The organism is Acidiphilium sp. JA12-A1, from assembly GCF_000724705.2.
Lineage (GTDB): Bacteria > Pseudomonadota > Alphaproteobacteria > Acetobacterales > Acetobacteraceae > Acidiphilium > Acidiphilium multivorum.
Window position 1 is genome coordinate 25833 of the sequence record NZ_JFHO01000015.1, and the last position, 21038, is coordinate 46870.

General features: G+C 67.6%; 15 protein-coding genes. 12 read left to right on the top strand and 3 right to left on the bottom strand.

Annotation, left to right across the window (positions count from 1 at the left end; genetic code table 11):
* Window positions 1-5 precede the first annotated feature (5 nt).
* A complete protein-coding gene (locus tag RT91_RS03080) occupies window positions 6-1436 on the bottom strand; it encodes an NAD-dependent succinate-semialdehyde dehydrogenase (RefSeq protein WP_007424338.1) in 1431 nt (476 codons plus the stop codon).
* A gap of 37 nt (window positions 1437-1473) precedes the next feature.
* Window positions 1474-2799 carry an aspartate aminotransferase family protein gene (locus RT91_RS03085; RefSeq protein ID WP_012039728.1) on the bottom strand — a complete coding sequence of 442 codons (1326 nt, stop codon included), beginning with the start codon at window positions 2797-2799 and terminating at the stop codon, window positions 1474-1476.
* 195 nt (window positions 2800-2994) lie between these two features.
* On the opposite strand from RT91_RS03085, the gene RT91_RS03090 reads away from it, so the two are divergent.
* From RT91_RS03090 to gltX, 5 genes are all read left to right on the top strand, one after another.
* A complete protein-coding gene (locus RT91_RS03090) occupies window positions 2995-3840 on the top strand; it encodes a fumarylacetoacetate hydrolase family protein (RefSeq protein ID WP_007424336.1) in 846 nt (281 codons plus the stop codon).
* Between the two features lie 168 nt (window positions 3841-4008).
* Window positions 4009-4452: a hypothetical protein gene (locus tag RT91_RS03095; protein WP_007424334.1), complete on the top strand. Its 444-nt coding sequence runs from the start codon at window positions 4009-4011 to the stop codon at window positions 4450-4452.
* Window positions 4452-5516, top strand: coding sequence for a quinone-dependent dihydroorotate dehydrogenase (locus RT91_RS03100; RefSeq protein WP_035185734.1), 1065 nt, complete (start codon window positions 4452-4454; stop codon window positions 5514-5516). The genes RT91_RS03095 and RT91_RS03100 overlap by 1 nt, the downstream gene beginning before the upstream one ends.
* A complete protein-coding gene (locus RT91_RS03105) occupies window positions 5513-6355 on the top strand; it encodes a TIGR01459 family HAD-type hydrolase (protein ID WP_007424159.1) in 843 nt (280 codons plus the stop codon). Before RT91_RS03100 ends, RT91_RS03105 begins: the two co-directional genes overlap by 4 nt.
* A 39-nt stretch (window positions 6356-6394) precedes the next feature.
* A complete protein-coding gene (gltX, locus tag RT91_RS03110; protein WP_013640466.1) occupies window positions 6395-7795 on the top strand; it encodes a glutamate--tRNA ligase in 1401 nt (466 codons plus the stop codon).
* A gap of 82 nt (window positions 7796-7877) precedes the next feature.
* Here the strand turns inward: gltX and RT91_RS03115 are convergent, their stop codons facing one another.
* A complete protein-coding gene (locus RT91_RS03115; protein ID WP_007424161.1) occupies window positions 7878-8858 on the bottom strand; it encodes an aldo/keto reductase in 981 nt (326 codons plus the stop codon).
* A 194-nt stretch (window positions 8859-9052) separates the two neighbouring features.
* On the opposite strand from RT91_RS03115, the gene RT91_RS03120 reads away from it, so the two are divergent.
* From RT91_RS03120 to rpoC, 7 genes are all read left to right on the top strand, one after another.
* Window positions 9053-9706 (top strand): OmpW family protein, encoded by a 654-nt coding sequence (locus tag RT91_RS03120; RefSeq protein ID WP_240314170.1) that lies wholly within the window; start codon window positions 9053-9055, stop codon window positions 9704-9706.
* Between the two features lie 209 nt (window positions 9707-9915).
* The gene (gene rplK, locus RT91_RS03125; protein WP_007424163.1) at window positions 9916-10350 is read left to right on the top strand and encodes a 50S ribosomal protein L11; all 435 of its coding nucleotides are present in this window, start codon (window positions 9916-9918) and stop codon (window positions 10348-10350) included.
* Between the two features lie 2 nt (window positions 10351-10352).
* Window positions 10353-11045: a 50S ribosomal protein L1 gene (rplA, locus tag RT91_RS03130; RefSeq protein ID WP_007424164.1), complete on the top strand. Its 693-nt coding sequence runs from the start codon at window positions 10353-10355 to the stop codon at window positions 11043-11045.
* Between the two features lie 257 nt (window positions 11046-11302).
* Window positions 11303-11827 carry a 50S ribosomal protein L10 gene (gene rplJ, locus RT91_RS03135; protein WP_012039724.1) on the top strand — a complete coding sequence of 175 codons (525 nt, stop codon included), beginning with the start codon at window positions 11303-11305 and terminating at the stop codon, window positions 11825-11827.
* Window positions 11828-11899: 72 nt separating this feature from the next.
* Window positions 11900-12283 carry a 50S ribosomal protein L7/L12 gene (gene rplL, locus RT91_RS03140; RefSeq protein WP_012039723.1) on the top strand — a complete coding sequence of 128 codons (384 nt, stop codon included), beginning with the start codon at window positions 11900-11902 and terminating at the stop codon, window positions 12281-12283.
* A gap of 221 nt (window positions 12284-12504) precedes the next feature.
* Window positions 12505-16707 carry a DNA-directed RNA polymerase subunit beta gene (gene rpoB, locus RT91_RS03145; RefSeq protein WP_012039722.1) on the top strand — a complete coding sequence of 1401 codons (4203 nt, stop codon included), beginning with the start codon at window positions 12505-12507 and terminating at the stop codon, window positions 16705-16707.
* A 70-nt stretch (window positions 16708-16777) separates the two neighbouring features.
* A complete protein-coding gene (gene rpoC / locus RT91_RS03150) occupies window positions 16778-20944 on the top strand; it encodes a DNA-directed RNA polymerase subunit beta' (RefSeq protein ID WP_012039721.1) in 4167 nt (1388 codons plus the stop codon).
* The last annotated feature ends 94 nt before the right edge of the window (window positions 20945-21038 follow it).

The following is a 21038-nucleotide window of genomic DNA, read 5'->3' on the forward strand; positions in this document are numbered from 1 at the left end:
GCGTCTTACGACGCCTGGGTCACGAACTTGGTGGCGAGATAGGCCTCGATCGCCTCGGCGCCGCCTTCCCAGCCATAGCCGCTGTCCTTCATGCCGCCGAACGGCGTCTCGGGCAGGGCGATGCCGTGATGGTTGATCGAGATCATCCCCGATTCGATGCGGTCGCCCAGCGCCGTGACCGTTCTGGCCGACCGCGAATAGGCGTAGGCGGCGAGGCCGTATTCCAGCCGGTTGGCCTCGGTCACCGCGTCCTCGAAGGTCGAGAAACGGTTGACCAGCGCGAGCGGGCCGAACGGTTCCTCGTTCATCACCCGCGCCGTGGTCGGAATGTCGGTCAGCACGGTGGGCTGGAAGAAATATCCCTTGTTGCCGATCCGCTCGCCGCCTTCGGCCACCTTCGCGCCGTGCTTCGTCGCGTCGGCGATGAAGCCCTCGATCGCCGGGATGCGGCGCTCGTTGGCGAGCGGCCCCATCGTCGTGCCCTCCTCGAGCCCGTTGCCGACCTTGATTTTCCGGACCGCGCCGAGGAAGCGCTCCATGAACCCGTCATAGACGCTCTCCTGCACGAGGAAGCGCGTCGGCGCGACGCAGACCTGGCCGGCATTGCGGAACTTGTTGGCGGCGAGGATCTTCGCCGCCGCGTCGAGATCGGCGTCCTCGAAGACGATCGCCGGCGCGTGGCCGCCGAGTTCCATCGTCGCCCGCTTCATGTGCGCCCCGGCGAGGGCGGCGAGATGCTTGCCCACCGCGGTCGAGCCGGTGAAGGAGATCTTCCGCACCGCGCGGTGCGGGATCAGATATTCGGAAATCTCGGCCGGCACGCCGTAGACGAGGTTGAGCACGCCCGGCGGCAGCCCGGCATCGGCGAAGGCGCGCACCAGCTCGGCGCAGGCGCCCGGCGTTTCCTCCGGCCCCTTCAGGATCACCGCGCAGCCGGCGGCCAGCGCGGCGGAGACCTTGCGCACCGCCTGGTTGATCGGGAAGTTCCACGGCGTGAAGGCGGCGACGATGCCGACCGGCTCCTTGACCACGAGCTGGTAGACGCCCGCCGCCCGCGCCGGGATCACCCGGCCATAGGTGCGCTTCGCCTCTTCGGCGAACCAGTCGATCACGTCGGCGGCGACCGTGGTTTCGCCCTTCGCCTCGGCGAGCGGCTTGCCCTGTTCCATCGTCATGATCGTGGCGATCTCGGGAATCCGCGCCCGGATCAGCTCGGCGGCCTTGCGCAGCAGCGCCGCGCGCTGGAATGCCGGCGTCGCCCGCCAGGTCGCATAGCCAGCCTCCGCCGCTGCGATCGCGGCGTCGAGATCCTCGCGCCCCGCATGGGCGGCGGTGCCGATCACCTCCTCGGTCGCCGGGTTGATCACGTCGAGCGTGCGGCCCGAGGCGGATTTCGTCCATGCCCCGCCGATATGCAGCAAAACGTCCTTGTACATCTATGATCCTGTCTCTGTGTCCTGTCTGGCCGCCGGTTCAGACGGTGGCCAGCACCTTGCGCAGCTTGTCGAACATCTCGTCGAGCTGGTCGTCGGTGGTGATGAAGAGCGGGGCGAAGATCACCGTATCGCCGGCAACCCGCAGCACCAACCCCTGTTCGAAGGCGCGGCGCAGCACGGCGAAGCCACGCTTGCCCGGCCCGCCCTCGGGCGCGAGATCGACCGCGCCGAGCAGGCCGAAACCGCGGGTGTCGATGACGATCGGGACGTCGCGCAGTGCCGCGATGCGTTCGAGGAATTTCGGCGCCAGCGCCGCGCCGCGCGCGAACAGGTCATCCTCGCGGAAAATCTTCAGCGTCGCCAGCGCGGCGGCGCAGGCCACCGGATGCGCCGAATAGGTGTAGCCGTGGAAGAACTCCACCGCCTCCGGCCCGGCGGCATCGAGAATCGCCTGCTGCACGTCTTCCCGCACGGCGACGGCGGCCATCGGGATGTTGCCGTTGGTGATCGCCTTGGCCATGGTCAGCATGTCCGGCACCACGCCGAACGCATCCGCCGCGAAGGGCGCGCCGGTGCGGCCGAAGCCGCAGATCACCTCGTCGAAGATCAGCAGGATGCCGTGCTTCGTGCAGATCTCGCGCAGCCGCTCCAGATAGCCCTTCGGCGGCACCAGCACGCCCGTCGATCCCGCGATCGGCTCGACGATGCAGGCGGCGATGGTGTCGGCGCCATAGAGATCGATCATGCGCTGCAGATCGTCGGCGAGATCGACGCCGCCATGCTCGCCCTGGCCCATCTGGAAGCGGTTCTCGGGGATGTGCGTGTGCCGCATATGCGCGACACCCGGCAGGCCGAGGCCGAATGCCTCGCGGTTCTTCACCATGCCGCCGACCGACCAGCCGCCGAAATTGACCCCGTGATAGCCGCGCGCCCGGCCGATGATCCGCTGCCGCTGCCCCTGGCCGCGCACGCGGTGATACTGGATCGCGACCTTGAGCGCGGATTCGACCGCTTCCGACCCCGAGCCGGCGAAGAACACGCGGTTCAGCCCGGCGGGCAGCATCTGCGCCAGTTCGGTGGCCAGCCGGAACGAGCCGGGCACGCCGAACTGGAAGGCCGGCGCGTAATCCAGCTCCTCGAGCTGCCGCGCCACCGCGTCGCGGATCTCGCGCCGCCCGTGTCCGGCCGGCGTGGTGTAGAGGCCGGAGACCGAGTCCAGCAGCTTCTCGCCCGCCGTATTCCAGTAATGCACCCCCTCGGCGCGGGCGATGATGCGCGGCGCATCATGGAACTGCTTGTTGGCGGTGAAGGGCATCCAGTGATGGATCAGCGGCTCGTTCGAGCGCGAAGCGGGCTGGTTCATGGAACGGTCCTCGCAGAAAGGAAATATCGTCAGCTTATTATTTTAATCGGAACACGCGCAAGCCTGGCGGTTGATGTGCCGTTTCGTGACAGTCTGTCGATTATCCTGAACACATCACCGTCGTTTCGCCGCCCCTTGGCCCGCGCCGCCGCCGGGCCTAAAAGCGGTGCTCGACTATAATGGGAGTTTAAATATATGAAACTGTTCAGGCATGGCGCCAGCGGCGCCGAACGTCCGGGAATTGTCGATGCCTCCGGCGCGCTGCGCGACCTCTCCGGCGTCATTGCCGAAATCGACGCCACCGTTCTCTCCGATGCCGGGCTTGCGCGCCTCGCCGCGCTCGACGCCGCGACGCTGCCGCTGGTGCCCGCCGGCACGCGGATCGGCGCGCCGGTTCCCCGGCCGGTCAATTTCATCTGCATCGGCCTCAACTATGCCGACCATGCGGCCGAATCCGGGCTCAAGGTGCCGGAGGAGCCGATCATCTTCCTCAAGGCCGGCAGCGCGTATTCGGGCCCGAACGACGATATCGTGATCCCGCCCGGCTCGAAGGAGACGGACTGGGAGGTCGAACTCGGCGTGATCATCGGCACCGGCGGCTCCCATATCGCCGAGGACGCGGCGCTCGATCACGTCGCCGGCTACTGCGTGGTCAACGATGTCAGCGAACGCGAATACCAGATCCGCCGCGGCGGCACGTGGGACAAGGGCAAGGGCTGCCCGAGCTTCGGCCCGACCGGCCCCTTCCTCGTCACCCGCGACGAGGTGCCCGATCCGCAGGCTCTCGATCTCTGGTGCGAGGTCGACGGCAAGCGGATGCAGAACGGCAACACGCGGACGATGATCTTCGGCGTGAAGACGCTGGTCTCCTATGTCAGCCGCTTCATCCGGCTCGAACCGGGCGACATCATCGCCACCGGCACACCGCCCGGCGTCGGCATGGGCATCAAGCCTGAGCCGGTCTTCCTGCGGCCCGGCCAGACCGTGCGCCTCGGCATCGCCGGGCTTGGCGAGCAGACGCAGAAGACGACCGGCGGCTGATTCGCGCCCGGCATGACCGGAAAGGCCGGATTGCCCGGTGCCGCGCGCGGGCTGTATTGCACCCCGGCGGCACCGGGCCCGGCCATCCGGACGCCGTGCCGCGCGATCTGGATTTTCGTTAATTCTCCTGCCATTGCCGCCGGGGCCAAGCTTCAGTAAAGGCCGATCATGCGCCGCTCGACCCTCACCCTTGTTCTCCTCCCCGCGATTCTCGCCGGCTGTGCCGTGCCCGGCCGAAGAACGCCCGGACCCTATGCCGGGGCGCCGTCGCTGGTCGACGTTGCGGCCCTCACCAGCTTCAACGGCCGCCTGCCGCTGGTCACCATCCCCGAATCCACGGAAATCTGGTCGCCATCGGTGAAATACGCGGTGGATGCCGCGTTGAAGATCAATCCCAAGGCGCGCTTCCGCGTCTATGTCACCGGCCCGACGGCGGGCGGTCCCGCCGCCGCCGAAATGGCGATGGCGCGCCTCGCGCCGCGCGCGGCCCAGGTCGCGGATGCCATCGTCGCCGACGGTGTCGCGCCCGATCACGTCTCGCTCGGCGCCTCGGCGCCGCTGCACGCGGTACCGCCGCCCGCAACACCCGAGATCGTGGTCTTCGCGAAGTAATGCCCGTCGCTGATCTGGCGACGGCCGCGCTGCGCCTTCTCGAACCGGAGACGGCGCACAACGCCGCCATTGCGGCGCTGCGCCTCGGCCTCGCCGGAAGGCAGCGTGTTCCCGCCGATCCGCGCCTCGCCATGCCGGCCTTCGGACGGACCATCGCCCTGCCGATCGGCCTCGCCGCCGGGTTCGACAAGAACGCCGCCGCCCTCGCCGGCCTGTCCCGCCTCGGCTTCGGCTTCGTCGAGGCCGGCACCGTCACCCGCCGGCCGCAGCCGGGCAATCCGAAGCCCCGCCTGTTCCGCCTCGAGGATGACGGCGCGCTGATCAACCGCATGGGCTTCAACAATCTCGGAATCGAGGGTTTCGCCGCCCGCCTTGCCAGGGCTGACCGCGCGCTCACGGCGCTCGGCGCCAATCTCGGCATCAACAAGGAGGGCGCCGATCCGCTGGCCGACTACCCCGCCCTGGTCGCCGCGGTCGCCCCGCATGCCGACTACGTCGCGATCAACGTCTCTTCGCCGAACACGCCTGGCCTGCGCGACCTGCAGGCCGCCGACCGTCTGGCCGCGATCCTCGACGCGATCCGCGCCGCCGTGCCCAACGCGCCGCCGCTCTTCGTCAAGCTGGCCCCCGATCTCGACGAGGCGGCGCTGCCCGAGCTGGTCGACATGGCGGTCGGCCGCGCGGTGGCCGGGCTGATCGTCAGCAACACCACGCTCGCCCGGCCCGAGAGCCTGCGCGGCGCGGCGCGCGGCGAGGCCGGCGGCCTGTCCGGCGCGCCGCTGTTCAACCGGGCGACGCGCATGCTCGCCCGCGTCCGCCTGCTCGCCGGCGACCGGCTTCTGCTGATCGGCGTCGGCGGCGTGGCGACGCCGGAACAGGCCCTCGCCAAGTTCCGCGCCGGCGCCAGCCTCGTGCAGGTCTATACCGCCTTCGTCTATCAGGGGCCGTCATTGCTGCCCCGCCTCGCCGCCGGCCTGTCCGCCCTGCTCGACCAGTACGGCGCCGCCACCCTCGCCGAGCTCGTCGGCCGCGATGCCGACCGCCTCGCGGAGATCGCTCCATGACCGCCGATACGATGAGCGTCGAAACCCTCGCCCATGATCACGACGGCTTCATCGTCGATCTCTGGGGCGTGGTGCATGACGGCGTGCGCCCCTATCCCGGCGTTCCCGCCTGCCTGCGCCACCTGCGCGAGGCCGGCAAGCGCGTCGTCTTCCTCTCCAACGCGCCCCGCCGCACCGCGCCGGTCGCCGCCGCCCTGGCCGCGATGGACATCGGCCCCGAGCTATACGACGGCATCATGACCAGCGGCGAAGCCGTCCGCGCTGCGCTGGTCTCACGCACCGAGCCCGATTTCGCGGCCCTGGGCGACCGTCTGTTCCATCTCGGCCCGCCGCGTGACCGCAACCTGTTCGATGATCTCGGCCTCGCCGAGGCCGACCGCCCCGGCGCCGCCGATTTCCTGCTCAACACCGGCCCGGACGATCTCGCGCCGCCCGACGATCCCGCCGCCTTCGATCCGTTGCTGCGTGAGGCCCTCGGGGCCGGGTTGCCGATGGTCTGCGCCAACCCGGACCTGGAGGTGATTCGCGACGGGCGCCGCATCATCTGTGCCGGCACGCTCGCCCAGCGCTACGCCGCCTGGGGCGGGCGGGTGATCTGGCGGGGCAAGCCCGATCCCGCCGTCTATCGCCCGACCCTAGACCTGCTCGGCACCGAACCTGGCCGGACCATCGCGTTCGGAGATTCGCTGCGCACCGACATCGCCGGCGCGAAGGCGGCCGGCATCGCCTCGGTGCTCGTGCTGTCCGGCATCCACGTCGCCACGCCGGCCGAGGCGCGGGCGGATTGCGCGGCCGCCGGGCTCGATCCGCGCGCCATCATCGGCGGGTTCCGCTGGTAAGGGTTCATCCCCGCGCCGTTTCGTGATAGCGCCGGGGTCATGACAATCCGCGTCCGTTTCGCGCCGTCGCCCACCGGCATGCTCCATATCGGCGGCGCCCGCACCGCCCTGTTCAACTATCTCTTCGCCCGCCATCACGGCGGCCAGTTCCTGCTCCGCGTCGAGGATACCGACCGCGAGCGCAGCACGCCCGAGGCAACGAAGGTCATCCTCGACGCGCTCGACTGGCTCGACCTGAAGCCCGACGAACCGCCGGTCTACCAGTCGACCCGCTATGCCCGCCATCGCGAGGTGGCCGAGCAGATGCTCGCCGCCGGCCAGGCCTATCGCTGCTACTGCTCCCGCGAGGAGCTTGCCGAGATGCGCGCCGAGGCCGAGCGGAGCAAAAAACCGTTCCGCTATGACGGGCGCTGGCGCGACCGCGATCCGGCCGAAGCGCCGGCCGGCGTCGATCCGGTCATCCGCCTGCGCGCCCCGCGCGAGGGCGAGACCGTGATCCACGATCTCGTCCAGGGCGAGGTGCGGGTGAAGAACGCCGAGCTGGACGACATGATCCTGCTGCGCTCCGACGGCACGCCGACCTATCTGCACGCCGTCGTGGTGGATGACCACGACATGGGCATCACCCATGTCATCCGCGGCGACGACCATCTGACCAACACGTTCCGCCAGGCCCAGATCTACGACGCGATGGGCTGGGCGCGGCCGAATTTCGCCCATATCCCCCTGATCCACGGCGCGGACGGTGCGAAACTCTCGAAGCGTCACGGCGCCGTCTCGGTCCTGCAGTTCCGCGACGAGGGCTATCTGCCCGAGGCGCTCTGCAACTACCTGCTCCGCCTCGGCTGGGGCCATGGCGATGCCGAGATCCTGCCCCGCGAGGAGCAGGTCGCGCTGTTCGACCTCGATGGCGTCGGCCGCGCCGCGAGCCGGATGGATTATGCCAAGCTGCTCCACGTCAACGCCGTCTTCCTCCGCGCCGCCGAGGACGAACGCCTTGCCGCCGATGTCGTCGCCCGGCTCGAACGCGATCACGGCTTTCCGGTGAGCACCGAGGCGGCGGGCCGCATCGCGATGCTGATGCCGGGGCTGAAGGACCGCGCCCGCACCCTGGCCGAACTGGCGGAATCCGCCCTGTTCGTCGTTCGTGAGGCGCCGCTGCCAATGACCGAGAAGGCCGAAGCCCTGCTCACCGAGGCGGCGCGCGACGACCTCGCCGCCCTGCTGCTCGATTTCGACAAGACCGATTTCTCGAAGGCGGCGCTGCACGAGGCGATGAAGGCCTATGCCGAGCGCGAGGAGAAAAAGCTCGGCGCCATTGCCCAGCCGCTCCGCGCGGCGCTGACCGGCAGCACCGTCAGCCCGCCGATCGACGCGGTGATGGAAGCGCTCGGCCCGATCGAGGTCCGCAAGCGGATCTTTGCCGTCCTCGGCGAATAGCGCCGCCGTTGCCGTCCGAAAAAATGGCGGGCGCCGCAAGGCCGCCCGCCATTCGCGTTTCAGCCGGGGAGGGAACAGAACATCAGCGATTGACCGCCTTCAGCCCCGCTTCCGGATAGCGCGTTCCCGCCACCGCATCCGCCGGCATGATCCGCTCGATCGCGGCGAGGTCTTCCGGTGTCAGCGTCACGTCGAGCGCGCCGATATTCTCGTCGAGATAGGCCCGCCGCTTGGTGCCCGGAATCGGCACGATGTCCTCGCCCTGCGCCAGCACCCAGGCCAGCGCGAGTTGCCCGGCGGTGCACTTCTTCTCCGCCGCAAGCGCCTTCACCTTCCCGACCAGTTCGAGATTCTTCGCGAAATTCTCGCCCTGGAAGCGTGGGGCGTGGCGCCGCCAGTCATCGGCGGCGAGATCCTCGGGCCTTGCGATCGCCCCGGTCAGGAAGCCGCGGCCGAGCGGCGAATAGGGCACGAAGCCGATTCCGAGCTCGCGCACGGTGGCGAGAATCTCGCCCTCCGGCTCGCGCGACCAGAGCGAATACTCGGTCTGCAGCGCGGTGATCGGATGGACCTTGTGCGCCCGGCGGATCGTGGCCGGCGCCGCCTCGGACAGGCCGAGATGCCGCACCTTGCCGGCCTTCACGAGGTCCGCCATCGCGCCCACCGTCTCCTCGATCGGCACGTTCGGATCGACGCGATGCTGATAGTAGAGATCGATCGTGTCGATCCCGAGCCGCTTGAGCGAGGCGTCGCAGGCGCGGCGCACATAGTCGGGCCGCCCGTTGATGCCGACCCGCTGCCGGTCCTCGGTGAATTCATTGCCGAACTTGGTCGCGAGCACGATCCTGCTCCGGTTCGCCTTCACGAAATCCGACAGCAGGCGCTCGTTGTCGCCAAAGCCGTACATGTCGGCGGAATCGAAGAAGGTAATGCCGCGCTCCAGCGCGCGCTCCAACGTCGCGCGCGCTTCCGCCTCGTCGCGTCCGCCATAGAAATCCGACATGCCCATGCAGCCGAGGCCCAGGGCGGAAACCGTGAGTGATCCGAGTTTCCTTGTCTTCATGCGTCTCTCCGTCAGTTGATCCGCCGCCCATATGGGGCGTTCCGCCCCGTCATGCAGCCCCGTGCCGGCCAATGGTGCAACTTGTCCTTGATCCCGATCAAGGCTCGGCTTGTTGCGGTGCAGCAACATGGTGCCATGCCCGGCCCGTCGTGCGCCGGCACTTCGAGAAGGATCCGACCATCATGAAGGCTTGCATGACGGCTGCCAGCGTCGCTGCGTTGCTCCTCGCCTCGGCGCTGCCGGCCGCCGCACAGGTGACTGGCCCGACCGGCTTTCACGCCGGCGACATCCTCGTCCGCCTGCGGGCGGATGGCGTCCTGCCGCGCAATTCATCGAGCGACGTATCGGTCATCGGCGGTCATGTGAAGGCGTCGGACACCGCGATTCCCGAGATCGACCTCTCCTATTTCTTGACGCCCCACATCGCGGTGGAGGCGATCGCCGGCACCTCGCGCCACAATGTCGAGGTCACCGGCTCGGCGCTCGGCACGGTGAAGGTGGGCAGCGTCTGGGTGCTGCCGCCCACCGTCACCCTGCAATACCATTTCGGCGGCATGGGGGATTTCGTCCCCTATGTCGGTGCCGGCCTGTCGGTCCTGTTCTATTACGGCCAGAGGACCGCCTCCGACCTCAAGTCCCTCGGGCTCGACTCGGTAACCTACCGCACGGGCATCGGCCCGGCGATCGAGGCCGGGTTCGACTGGCACGTGCAGGGACGCTGGTATGCGAACTTCGTGGTCAAGCAGATCTTCGCCGGCACGCGGGCGAGCGTCGGCCATGGCACGATCGTCGCGCATGCCGCGATCAACCCGACGATTGTCGGCGCCGGCATCGGCTACCGGTTCTGAACCGCACCGCACGGGCCGGCGCCCGCTGGCGTTGACGCCGGCCCGAGGCGCGCTTCCCGACTCGACAGACGCGCCGCCGCCCTGTATAGCGCGCCTCTCAATCGGAACGCGGGAGGCTCGGCCACGGGTGGCTGGGCCGTTGGAACCGCGGTCCATTGGCGTGTTCCGGGCTCGCCCGGCGGCACGCCTTCGGATCAGGAGTGCGCCTCATGGCGAAGAAAGTCGTCGGCTATATCAAGCTGCAGATTCCTGCGGGCAAGGCGAATCCGTCGCCGCCCGTCGGCCCCGCGCTCGGCCAGCGCGGCCTCAACATCATGCAGTTCTGCAAGGATTTCAACGCGGCCACGCAGGGGATGGAAGTGGGCATGCCGGTGCCGGTGGTGATCACCGCCTATGCCGACCGCACCTTCAGCTTCATCACCAAGACGCCGCCGAACACCTATTTCCTCAAGAAGGCCGCGGGCATCCAGAAGGGTTCGACCGCGACCGGCAAGGGCGCCACCGTCGGCAAGGTGACGATGAGCCAGCTGCGCGAGATCGCCCAGACCAAGATGGTGCACATGAACGCGAACGACGTCGACGGCGCGGTGCGCATGCTGGTCGGTTCGGCCCGCTCGATGGGCCTTTCGGTGGTGGAGGGCTGATCATGGCAAAGAACAAGCGGCTCGCGAAGGCTCAGTCCGCCGTCGATCGCGCGAAGCTCTACCCGGTGGTGGAGGCGATGGCGCTGGTGAAATCGAATGCCACCGCGAAGTTCGACGAAACCGTCGAGCTCTCGCTCAACCTCGGCATCGATCCGCGTCACGCCGACCAGATGGTCCGTGGCCTGATCTCCCTGCCGAACGGCACCGGCAAGACGCTGCGCGTCGGCGTGTTCGCCCGCGGCCCCAAGGCCGAGGAGGCGAAGGCCGCCGGTGCCGACGTGGTGGGCGCGGAAGACCTCGCCGAACTGGTGCAGAACGGCACGATCGAATTCGACCGCTGCATCGCGACGCCGGACATGATGGCCCTGGTCGGCCGGCTCGGCAAGATCCTCGGCCCGCGCGGCCTGATGCCGAACCCCAAGCTCGGCACCGTGACGATGGACGTGAAGGGCGCGATCACCGCGGCCAAGTCCGGCCAGGTCGAGTTCCGCGCCGAGAAGGCGGGCATCATCCATGCCGGTATCGGCAAGGCGAGCTTCGAGGCCGAAAAACTGATCGAGAACGCCAAGGCTCTGGTCGACGCGATCCAGAAGGCCAAGCCAACGGGTGCGAAGGGCACCTACCTGCAGAAAGCCGCCCTGTCGTCGACGATGGGGCCCGGCGTGCGGGTGGATGTCAGCAGCCTGACAGCCTGACGAGATGCGCCGGGGCCTCGGCCCCGGCCATGACGGGATCGGCCGGTTCACGCCGGCGGTTCCGGACCTGTCCAAGACGGTATGTGGCGCAAGCCTTGAAGGGAGTTCTCCCGCACACCGGAGACGGGGATCGGAGCGTTTCGTTCCGATGGTTCCGATCTGAGGACAGGCGAACGGCGGCCGGGATGGTCCCGGCCGCTTGGGCAACCCGGCGGGATGCGGTCCAAACGCACCCCGCCTGACGAGTGGAGATCGACGTGGATCGCGCACAGAAGCGTGAATTCGTGGACCAACTCGCCGCGGTGTTCGCCGAGACGTCGATGGTCGTGGTCAGCCGTAATGACGGTCTGACCGTGGCCGATGTCACGGCGCTGCGCGTGAAGATGCGGGAAGCGGGCGCGCAGTACAAGGTGGCGAAGAACCGTCTGGCTCACCTCGCTCTGGAAGGGACCCGATTCGACGGACTGAAGCCGATGCTGAAGGGGCCGACCGCGCTTGCGTGGTCTCAGGACCCGGTGGCGGTGGCGAAGGTGGCCGTCGAGTTCGCCAAGACCAACGAGAAGTTCGTGCTGGTCGGCGGCGCGCTGGGGACGCAGATGCTCGATGCATCCGGCGTCAAGGCGCTCGCCGAACTGCCGTCGCTCGATCAGCTCCGCGCCAAGCTCCTGGGTCTCATCCAGGCGCCGGCGACGAAGGTGGCGGGTGTGCTGCAGGCGCCGGCCGGCCAGCTCGCGCGGGTCTTTGCGGCCTATGCCAGGGCGGATGAGGCCGACGCGGCCTGAGACGACATGAGGCGGGCCGGCACTCCCGGCTTGCATGGAACCAACTGAACGACTATTCTAAGGAATTGAACAATGGCTGATCTGGCAAATCTGGTTGAACAGCTTTCGAGCCTGACGGTTCTCGAAGCGGCGGAGCTTTCCAAGCTGCTCGAGGAGAAGTGGGGCGTTTCGGCTGCGGCTCCGGTCGCGGTCGCGGCGGCTGCACCCGCCGGCGGTGGCGCTGCCGCCGCGCCGGTCGAGGAGAAGACCGAATTCAACGTGATCCTCAAGTCCTCTGGCGACAAGAAGATCAACGTGATCAAGGAAATCCGCACGATCACCGGTCTCGGCCTGAAGGAGGCCAAGGATCTGGTCGAGGGCGCGCCGAAGACCGTGAAGGAAGGCGTGAACAAGGACGAGGCCGAGAAGATCAAGAAGGTTCTGGAAGAGCAGGGCGCATCTGTCGGCATCGAGTGATGTTACCCCGCGCCGCACGGCCTTCGGGCCGGCGGCGCGACAGGACTGAAACTGGCGGGGCGCCCCCTGGCGCTCCGCCCGTTTGCCGTTGCGTGCCTCGGGTGAGGGCGGAGCGGCGGTTGATGACTGGCGGGGTTTCCCGCCGCTGACGCGGCGACGCCCGGGCTGATGGTAGCCCCGGGCCGCGGCGCGGTCACTGGAATATAGATCGGGGTCTGAGCATGAATGCGATTTCGGGTGGCCTGAACAAAGTTTCCTTCACCAATCGCAAGCGCATCCGCAAGAGCTTCGGGCGTATCCCTGAAACCACGCCGATGCCCAATCTGATCGACGTGCAGCGCGCAAGCTACGATGCGTTCCTGCAGATGCACGTCTCGCCCGACTCCCGCACCAATTCCGGCCTGCAGGAAGTCTTCAAGTCGGTTTTCCCGATCGACGACTTCGCCGGCCGCGGCCGTCTCGAATTCGTCTATTACGAGCTCGAGGAGCCGAAATACGACGTCGAGGAATGCATCCAGCGCGGCATGACCTACGCGGCCCCGCTGAAGGTGGTGCTGCGCCTGATCGTCTGGGACGTCGATGAAGACACCGGCGCCCGCTCGATCCGCGACATCAAGGAACAGCCCGTCTACATGGGCGACATGCCGCTGATGACCGACAACGGCACCTTCGTCGTGAACGGCACCGAGCGCGTCATCGTCAGCCAGATGCACCGCAGCCCCGGCGTGTTCTTCGACCACGACAAGGGCAAGACCCACAGCTCCGGCAAGTATCTCTTCGCCGCCCGCGTCATTCCCTATCGCGGCTCCTGGCTCGATTTCGAGTTCGACGCCAAGGACCTCATCTATGTCCGCATCGACCGCAAGCGGAAGCTGCCGGTCACCACGCTGCTCTATGCGCTGGAAGGCCGCGCCACCGAGGCGCTGCGCGCCGCCCGCGAGGCGAAGGGCGAGTCGCTGGAGATCGGAGAGATCCGCGGCATGGATGCCGAGGAAATCCTTACCTATTTCTACGGCAAGGTGCCCTTCACCCGCACCCGGACCAGGGACGGCGAAACCGCCTGGGCGCGTCCCTTCGAGCCGGAGACGTTCCGCGGCGCCAAGCTGGTCGAGGACCTGGTCGACGCCGAGACCGGCGAGGTCGTTGCCAAGGCCGATGACAAGCTGACCGCGCGCGTCGCCCGCCAGATCGCCGTGAAGACCCGCACGGTCCTGGTCAGCCGCGCCGACCTGATCGGCCGCTACGTCGCCGAGGATCTGTTCGACCCCAACACCGGCGAGATCTTCGCCGATGCCGGCGAGGAGATCTCCGAGGCCAAGCTCAAGACCTTTGAGGATGCCGGGCTCGACGAGATCCCGACCCTCGCGATCGACCAGGCCAAGGGGCCCTGGATCCGCAACACCCTCGCCGCCGACAAGAATGCCAGCCGCGAGGACGCGCTGATCGACATTTACCGCGTCATCCGCCCCGGCGAGCCGCCGACCTCGGAGACCGCCGAGGCGCTGTTCCGCGGCCTGTTCTTCGATGCCGAGCGCTACGACCTTTCGGCCGTCGGCCGGGTGAAGATGAACATGCGCCTCGGCCTTGAATGCGAGGACACGGTGCGCGTGCTGCGCAAGGAAGACATCCTGCGCACCATCCAGATCATGTGCGAGCTGAAGGACGGCCGCGGCCAGGTCGACGACATCGACAATTTGGGCAACCGCCGCGTCCGCTCGGTCGGCGAGCTGATGGAGAACCAGTACCGCATCGGCCTGCTGCGCATGGAGCGCGCCATCCGCGAGCGCATGGGCTCGGTCGATATCGACGGGGTGATGCCGCACGACCTGATCAACGCGAAGCCGGCGGCCGCCGCGGTCCGCGAGTTCTTCGGCTCGTCGCAGCTTTCCCAGTTCATGGACCAGACCAACCCGCTCTCGGAAGTGACGCACAAGCGCCGCCTCTCGGCCCTCGGTCCGGGCGGCCTCACCCGCGAGCGCGCCGGCTTCGAGGTGCGCGACGTGCACCCGACGCATTATGGCCGCATCTGCCCGATCGAGACGCCGGAAGGCCCGAATATCGGCCTGATCAACTCGCTCGCCACTTTCGCCAAGGTGAACAAGTACGGCTTCATCGAGACGCCCTACCGCCTCGTGAAGGACGGCAAGGTGCTCGACGAATACAAGTATCTCTCGGCGATGGAGGAAGAGCGCCTCACCGTCGCCCAGGCCGATGCGCCGAAGCTCGCCGACGGCACGCTGACCGAAGACCTTGTCTCGGTCCGCCGCAACGGCGATTTCCGCCTGGTCAAACCCGACGAGGTCACGGCGATCGACGTCTCGCCGCGCCAGCTCGTCTCGGTCGCCGCGGCGCTGATCCCGTTCCTCGAGAACGACGACGCCAACCGCGCGCTGATGGGCTCGAACATGCAGCGCCAGGCGGTGCCGCTGATCAAGTCCGATGCCCCGCTGGTCGGCACCGGCATGGAAGCGCCGGTCGCGCGCGACTCGGGGGCGACCATCGTCGCCCGCCGGGCCGGCGTGATCGACCAGATCGACGGCGCCCGCATCGTCGTCCGCGCCACCGGCGAGGACGGCACGACCCAGGGCGTCGACATCTACCGCCTGCGCAAGTTCATGCGCTCCAACCAGTCCACCTGCATCAACCAGCGCCCGCTGGTCCGCGTGGGTGACCGTGTCGGCGCCGGCGACATCATCGCCGATGGCCCGTCGACCGAGCTCGGCGAACTCGCGCTCGGCCGCAACGTGCTCTGCGCCTTCATGCCCTGGAACGGCTACAACTTCGAGGACTCCATCCTGATTTCCGAGCGGGTCGCGCGCGAGGACATGTTCACCTCGATCCATATCGAGGAATTCGAGGTCATGGCCCGCGACACCAAGCTCGGCCAGGAGGAGATCACGCGCGACATCCCGAATGTCGGCGAGGAGGCGCTCCGCAATCTCGACGAGGCGGGCATCGTCTATATCGGCGCCGAGGTGAACCCCGGCGACATCCTGGTCGGCAAGGTCACGCCGAAGGGCGAGAGCCCGATGACGCCGGAGGAAAAGCTGCTCCGCGCGATCTTCGGCGAAAAGGCGTCGGATGTGCGCGACACCTCGCTGAAGCTGCCGCCGGGCGTGAACGGCACGGTGGTCGACGTGCGGGTGTTCAACCGCCGCGGCGTCGACAAGGACGAGCGCGCGCTGGCGATCGAGCGCGCCGAGATCGAGCGCCTCGCCAAGGACCGGGACGACGAGCGGGCCATTCAGGAGCGCGCCTTCCTGAACCGCCTGCGCGAGAAGCTGCTCGGCCAGGTGGCCGGCTCCGGCTACAAGGGTGTGCGCTCGGGCACCGAGATCACCACCGAGCTGCTCGCCGAGATCCCGCGCGGCGCCTGGCGCAACCTGACCGTCCAGGACGACCGGGTGATGGCCGAGATCGAGACGCTGAAGCGCGAGTTCGACGCTTCGGTCCACAAGCTGCAGCAGCGTTTCGAGAGCAAGGTCGAGAAGCTGCAGCGCGGCGACGAGATGCCGCCCGGCGTGATGAAGATGGTCAAGGTCTTCATCGCGGTGAAGCGCAAGCTGCAGCCGGGCGACAAGATGGCCGGCCGCCATGGCAACAAGGGTGTCGTCTCCAAGGTCGTGCCGATCGAGGACATGCCGTTCCTTGAAGACGGCACGCCGGTCGATGTCGTGCTCAACCCGCTGGGCGTGCCCTCGCGCATGAATGTCGGGCAGATCCTCGAAACCCATCTCGGCTGGGCCTGCGCCAATCTCGGCCGGCAGATCGGCGAGGCGGTCGAGGCCTATCAGCGTGACGTCGCCGAGCGCGAGCGCCTGCACGCGATGCTGAAGAGCGTGTATGGCGAGGAGATCTACAACGAGCAGATCGCCTCGATGTCGGATGCCGAGCTGCGCGAGCTGTGCGGCAACATCCGCAAGGGCGTGCCGATCGCGACCCCGGTGTTCGACGGTGCCCGCATCACCGACATCGAGGACATGCTGGCCAAGGCCGGCCTCGACGTCTCCGGGCAGATGACCGTCTGCGACGGCCGCACCGGCGAGCAGTTCGAGCGCAAGGTGACGGTGGGCTATATGTACATGCTCAAGCTCGGCCACATGGTGGACGACAAGATCCATGCCCGCTCGATCGGCCCCTACAGCCTGGTCACCCAGCAGCCGCTGGGCGGCAAGGCGCAGTTCGGCGGCCAGCGCTTCGGCGAGATGGAGGTCTGGGCGCTCGAGGCCTATGGCGCGGCCTACACGCTGCAGGAAATGCTCACCGTCAAGTCGGACGACGTCTCCGGCCGCACCAAGGTCTACGAGGCGATCGTGCGCGAGCAGGACAATTTCGAGGCCGGCGTGCCCGAGAGCTTCAACGTTCTCACCAAGGAACTGAAGTCGCTCGGCCTGAACGTCGATCTCAACCTGTCCGTGGACTGACCAGGACCGTTCGGATTTGTCATGGCGCGGGGCGGCAATCCCGTCCCGCGCTGATGAAAGGGACTATCGCATGAACGATTTGATGAAGATTCTCGGCCAGACCGGTCAGGCCGCCACGTTCGACCAGATCCGTATCCAGATCGCCTCGCCGGAGCAGATCCGCTCCTGGTCGTATGGCGAGATCAAGAAGCCCGAGACCATCAACTACCGCACCTTCAAGCCCGAGCGCGACGGCCTGTTCTGTGCGCGCATCTTCGGGCCGATCAAGGACTACGAGTGCCTCTGCGGCAAGTACAAGCGGATGAAGTTTCGCGGCATCATCTGCGAGAAATGCGGCGTCGAGGTCACGCTGGCCAAGGTGCGCCGCGAGCGCATGGGCCATATCGAGCTCGCCTCGCCGGTCGCGCATATCTGGTTCCTGAAGTCGCTGCCGAGCCGCATCGCGACGATGGTCGAGATGACGCTGAAGGATCTCGAAAAGGTTCTCTATTTCGAGAACTACATCGTGCTCGACCCCTACACGACCGACCTCAAGCGCTACCAGCTCCTCTCCGAGGACGATCTCTACGCGAAGCAGGACGAGTTCGGCGAGGACGGGTTCAAGGCCGGCATCGGCGCCGAGGCGGTCAAGTCGATCCTCGCCGGCATCGATCTCGAGGCCGAGCGGGCGATCATGCGTGCCGACCTGAAGGAGGCGACCTCCGAGGCGAAGCGCAAGAAGCTGGTCAAGCGCCTGAAGCTGGTCGAGGCCTTCATCGAATCCGGCACCCGTCCGGAATGGATGATCATGGATGTCGTCCCGGTCATTCCGCCCGAACTGCGCCCGCTCGTCCCGCTCGATGGCGGTCGTTTCGCGACGTCGGACCTGAACGATCTCTATCGCCGCGTCATCAACCGCAACAACCGCCTCAAGCGGCTGATCGAGTTGCGCGCGCCGGACATCATCGTGCGCAACGAGAAGCGCATGCTCCAGGAATCGGTCGACGCGCTGTTCGATAACGGCCGCCGCGGCCGGGCCATCACCGGCACCAACAAGCGCCCGCTCAAGTCGCTGTCGGACATGCTGAAGGGCAAGCAGGGCCGCTTCCGCCAGAACCTGCTCGGCAAGCGCGTCGACTATTCCGGCCGTTCGGTCATCGTCGTCGGGCCGGAGCTGAAGCTGCACCAGTGCGGCCTGCCGAAGAAGATGGCGCTGGAGCTGTTCAAGCCCTTCATCTACGCCAAGCTCGAGAAATACGGCCTCGCCACCACGATCAAGGCGGCGAAGCGCATGGTCGAGAAGGAACGTCCCGAGGTGTGGGACATTCTCGAGGAGGTGATCCGCGAGCATCCGGTGCTGCTCAACCGCGCGCCGACGCTGCACCGTCTCGGCATCCAGGCCTTCGAGCCGATCCTGATCGAGGGCAAGGCGATCCAGCTGCACCCGCTGGTCTGCACCGCCTTCAACGCCGACTTCGACGGCGACCAGATGGCGGTCCACGTGCCGCTCTCGATCGAGGCGCAGCTCGAGGCCCGCGTGCTGATGATGAGCACGAACAACATCCTCAACCCGGCCAACGGCAAGCCGATCATCGTGCCGAGCCAGGACATCGTGCTCGGCCTCTATTACCTCTCGCTCGAAACTCCGGCCTTCACCGGTGTCGAGGACAAGGAAGCGCCGCTCTTCGGCACGATGGGCGAGATCGAGCACGCGCTCGATTCCGGCTATCTGAAGCTGCACGACAAGATCCGCGCCCGCGTCGTCCGCACCCATCCGGACGGCAGCCGCACCACCGAAGTGGTCCCGACCACGCCGGGCCGCATGATGATCGGCCAGCTTCTGCCCAAGCATCACGACGTGCCGTTCGCCCTGGTCAACCAGCTGCTGACCAAGAAGAAGGTGTCGGACGTGATCGACGCCGTCTACCGTCATTGCGGCCAGAAGGAGTCGGTGATCTTCTGCGACCGGCTGATGGGCCTCGGCTTCCGCCAGGCGGCCAAGGCCGGCATTTCCTTCGGCAAGGACGACATGGTCATCCCGGCCGAGAAATACGGCCTGCTGGAAAAGACCCAGGCCGAGGTCAAGGAATACGAGGCGCAGTATCACGACGGTCTCATCACCGCCGGCGAGCGCTACAACAAGGTGATCGACGCCTGGTCGCGCTGTAACGACGAGGTCGCGGCCGCGATGATGCGCGAGATCTCGCGCCAGGATCCCGGCAAGCCGACCAACTCGGTCTGGATGATGAGCCATTCCGGCGCCCGCGGGTCGCCGACCCAGATGCGCCAGCTCGCCGGCATGCGCGGCCTGATGGCCAAGCCGTCGGGCGAGATCATCGAGCAGCCGATCCTGTCGAACTTCAAGGAAGGCCTGACCGTCGCCGAATACTTCAACTCGACCCACGGCGCCCGCAAGGGCCTCGCGGACACCGCGCTGAAGACGGCGAACTCCGGCTACCTCACCCGCCGCCTGGTCGACGTGGCGCAGGACTGCATCATCGTCACCGCCGATTGCGGCACCGAGCGCGGCCTGACCATGCGCGCGGTGATGGATGGCGGCGAGGTGGTCTCCTCGCTCTCCGAGCGCATCCTCGGCCGCACCGCGGCGGAAGACGTGCTCGACCCGGCCGACGGTTCGGTGATCGTCAAGGCGAACGAGCTGATCGGCGAGATCGACTCGATGCATATCGAGAAGCTCGGGGTCGAGAGCGTGAAGATCCGCTCGGTGCTGACCTGCGAGGCCAAGGTCGGCGTCTGCGCCAAGTGCTACGGGCGCGACCTCGCACGCGGCACGCCGGTCAATATCGGCGAGGCCGTGGGCGTCATCGCCGCGCAGTCGATCGGCGAGCCGGGCACCCAGCTGACCATGCGCACCTTCCATATCGGCGGTGCCGCGCAGCGTGGCGCCGAGCAGTCGAGCGTCGAGGCCAGCCATGACGGCACGGTGACCATCCGCAACCGCAACGTGGTGTCGAACTCGGCCGGCGCGCCGATCGTCATGAGCCGCAACTGCGAGATCGCGCTGAACGACGCCTCCGGCCGCGAGCGCGCCCGCTTCCGCGTTCCCTACGGCGCCCGCCTGCTGGTGGACGAGGACCAGACGGTCACGCGCGGCCAGAAGCTCGCGGAGTGGGATCCCTACACCCTGCCGATCATCACCGAGCGCGCCGGCCTCGTGGAATACGCCGACCTGCTGGAAGGCGTGACCCTGGTCGAGCGGGTCGACGAGGTGACCGGCCTGACCTCCAAGGTGGTGGTGGACTACAAGCAGTCGGCCAAGGGGGCGGATCTGCGTCCGCGCCTGATCCTGAAGGACGAACGCGGCGAGGTGCTGCGCCTCGCCAACGGCGCCGAGGCCCGCTACTTCCTCAGCCCCGACTCGATCCTCTCGGTCGAGAACGGTGCCAGCGTGCATGCCGGCGACGTGCTCGCCCGCATCCCGCGTGAGGGCAGCAAGACGCGCGACATCACCGGCGGTCTGCCGCGCGTGGCCGAACTGTTCGAGGCCCGCCGTCCGAAGGATCACGCGATCATCGCGGAAACCGACGGCCGCGTGGAATTCGGCAAGGACTACAAGGCGAAGCGCCGCATCATCGTGAAGAACGACGAGACCGGCGAGGAAACCGAGTATCTGGTGCCGAAGGGCAAGCACGTCTCGGTGCAGGAGGGCGACTACGTCCACCGCGGCGACCCGCTGGTCGACGGCCCGCGCGTCCCGCACGACATCCTGCGCGTGCTCGGCGTCGAGGCGCTGTCCGAATATCTCATCAACGAGATCCAGGACGTCTACCGGCTCCAGGGCGTGAAGATCAACGACAAGCACATCGAGGTGGTCGTCCGCCAGATGCTGCAGAAGATCGAGATCACCGAGCCCGGCGACACCACCTACCTGGTCGGCGAGCTGGTCGACCGGATCGAGTTCGACGAGGAGAACGAGCGCCGGCTGCGCGCGGGCGAACGCCCGGCGGGTGGCCTGCCGGTGCTGCAGGGCATCACCAAGGCGAGCCTGCAGACGCTCAGCTTCATCTCGGCGGCCTCCTTCCAGGAGACCACCCGCGTCCTCACCGAGGCGGCGACGGCCGGCAAGACCGACCAGCTGCTCGGCCTCAAGGAGAACGTGATCGTCGGCCGCCTGATCCCGGCCGGCACCGGCAGCGTGATGAGCCGTCTGCGCTCCATCGCCGCCGGCCGCGACCGCTCGACCCTCGCGGCGACTCGCCCGGCCCTGCCGGCGCGCGACGAGGTCTCGGCGGACTGATCTCCGGCCCGACCGGGCTTCGATCGGAACGGCTCCCGGGCAACCGGGAGCCGTTTTTCCGTTCCCGCCCGGCGGGAGCGGGCTTTTCCTCCGC

Coding starts and splice junctions, on each gene's coding strand:
- rplL (WP_012039723.1), top strand. CDS start 11,900: ATGGCTGATCTGGCAAATCTGGTTGAACAGCTTTCGAGCCTGACGGTT.
- gltX (WP_013640466.1), top strand. CDS start 6,395: ATGACAATCCGCGTCCGTTTCGCGCCGTCGCCCACCGGCATGCTCCAT.
- rpoB (WP_012039722.1), top strand. CDS start 12,505: ATGAATGCGATTTCGGGTGGCCTGAACAAAGTTTCCTTCACCAATCGC.
- RT91_RS03120 (WP_240314170.1), top strand. CDS start 9,053: ATGACGGCTGCCAGCGTCGCTGCGTTGCTCCTCGCCTCGGCGCTGCCG.
- rpoC (WP_012039721.1), top strand. CDS start 16,778: ATGAACGATTTGATGAAGATTCTCGGCCAGACCGGTCAGGCCGCCACG.
- RT91_RS03090 (WP_007424336.1), top strand. CDS start 2,995: ATGAAACTGTTCAGGCATGGCGCCAGCGGCGCCGAACGTCCGGGAATT.
- RT91_RS03085 (WP_012039728.1), bottom strand. CDS start 2,799: ATGAACCAGCCCGCTTCGCGCTCGAACGAGCCGCTGATCCATCACTGG.
- RT91_RS03105 (WP_007424159.1), top strand. CDS start 5,513: ATGACCGCCGATACGATGAGCGTCGAAACCCTCGCCCATGATCACGAC.
- RT91_RS03080 (WP_007424338.1), bottom strand. CDS start 1,436: ATGTACAAGGACGTTTTGCTGCATATCGGCGGGGCATGGACGAAATCC.
- RT91_RS03115 (WP_007424161.1), bottom strand. CDS start 8,858: ATGAAGACAAGGAAACTCGGATCACTCACGGTTTCCGCCCTGGGCCTC.
- rplK (WP_007424163.1), top strand. CDS start 9,916: ATGGCGAAGAAAGTCGTCGGCTATATCAAGCTGCAGATTCCTGCGGGC.
- rplA (WP_007424164.1), top strand. CDS start 10,353: ATGGCAAAGAACAAGCGGCTCGCGAAGGCTCAGTCCGCCGTCGATCGC.
- RT91_RS03095 (WP_007424334.1), top strand. CDS start 4,009: ATGCGCCGCTCGACCCTCACCCTTGTTCTCCTCCCCGCGATTCTCGCC.
- RT91_RS03100 (WP_035185734.1), top strand. CDS start 4,452: ATGCCCGTCGCTGATCTGGCGACGGCCGCGCTGCGCCTTCTCGAACCG.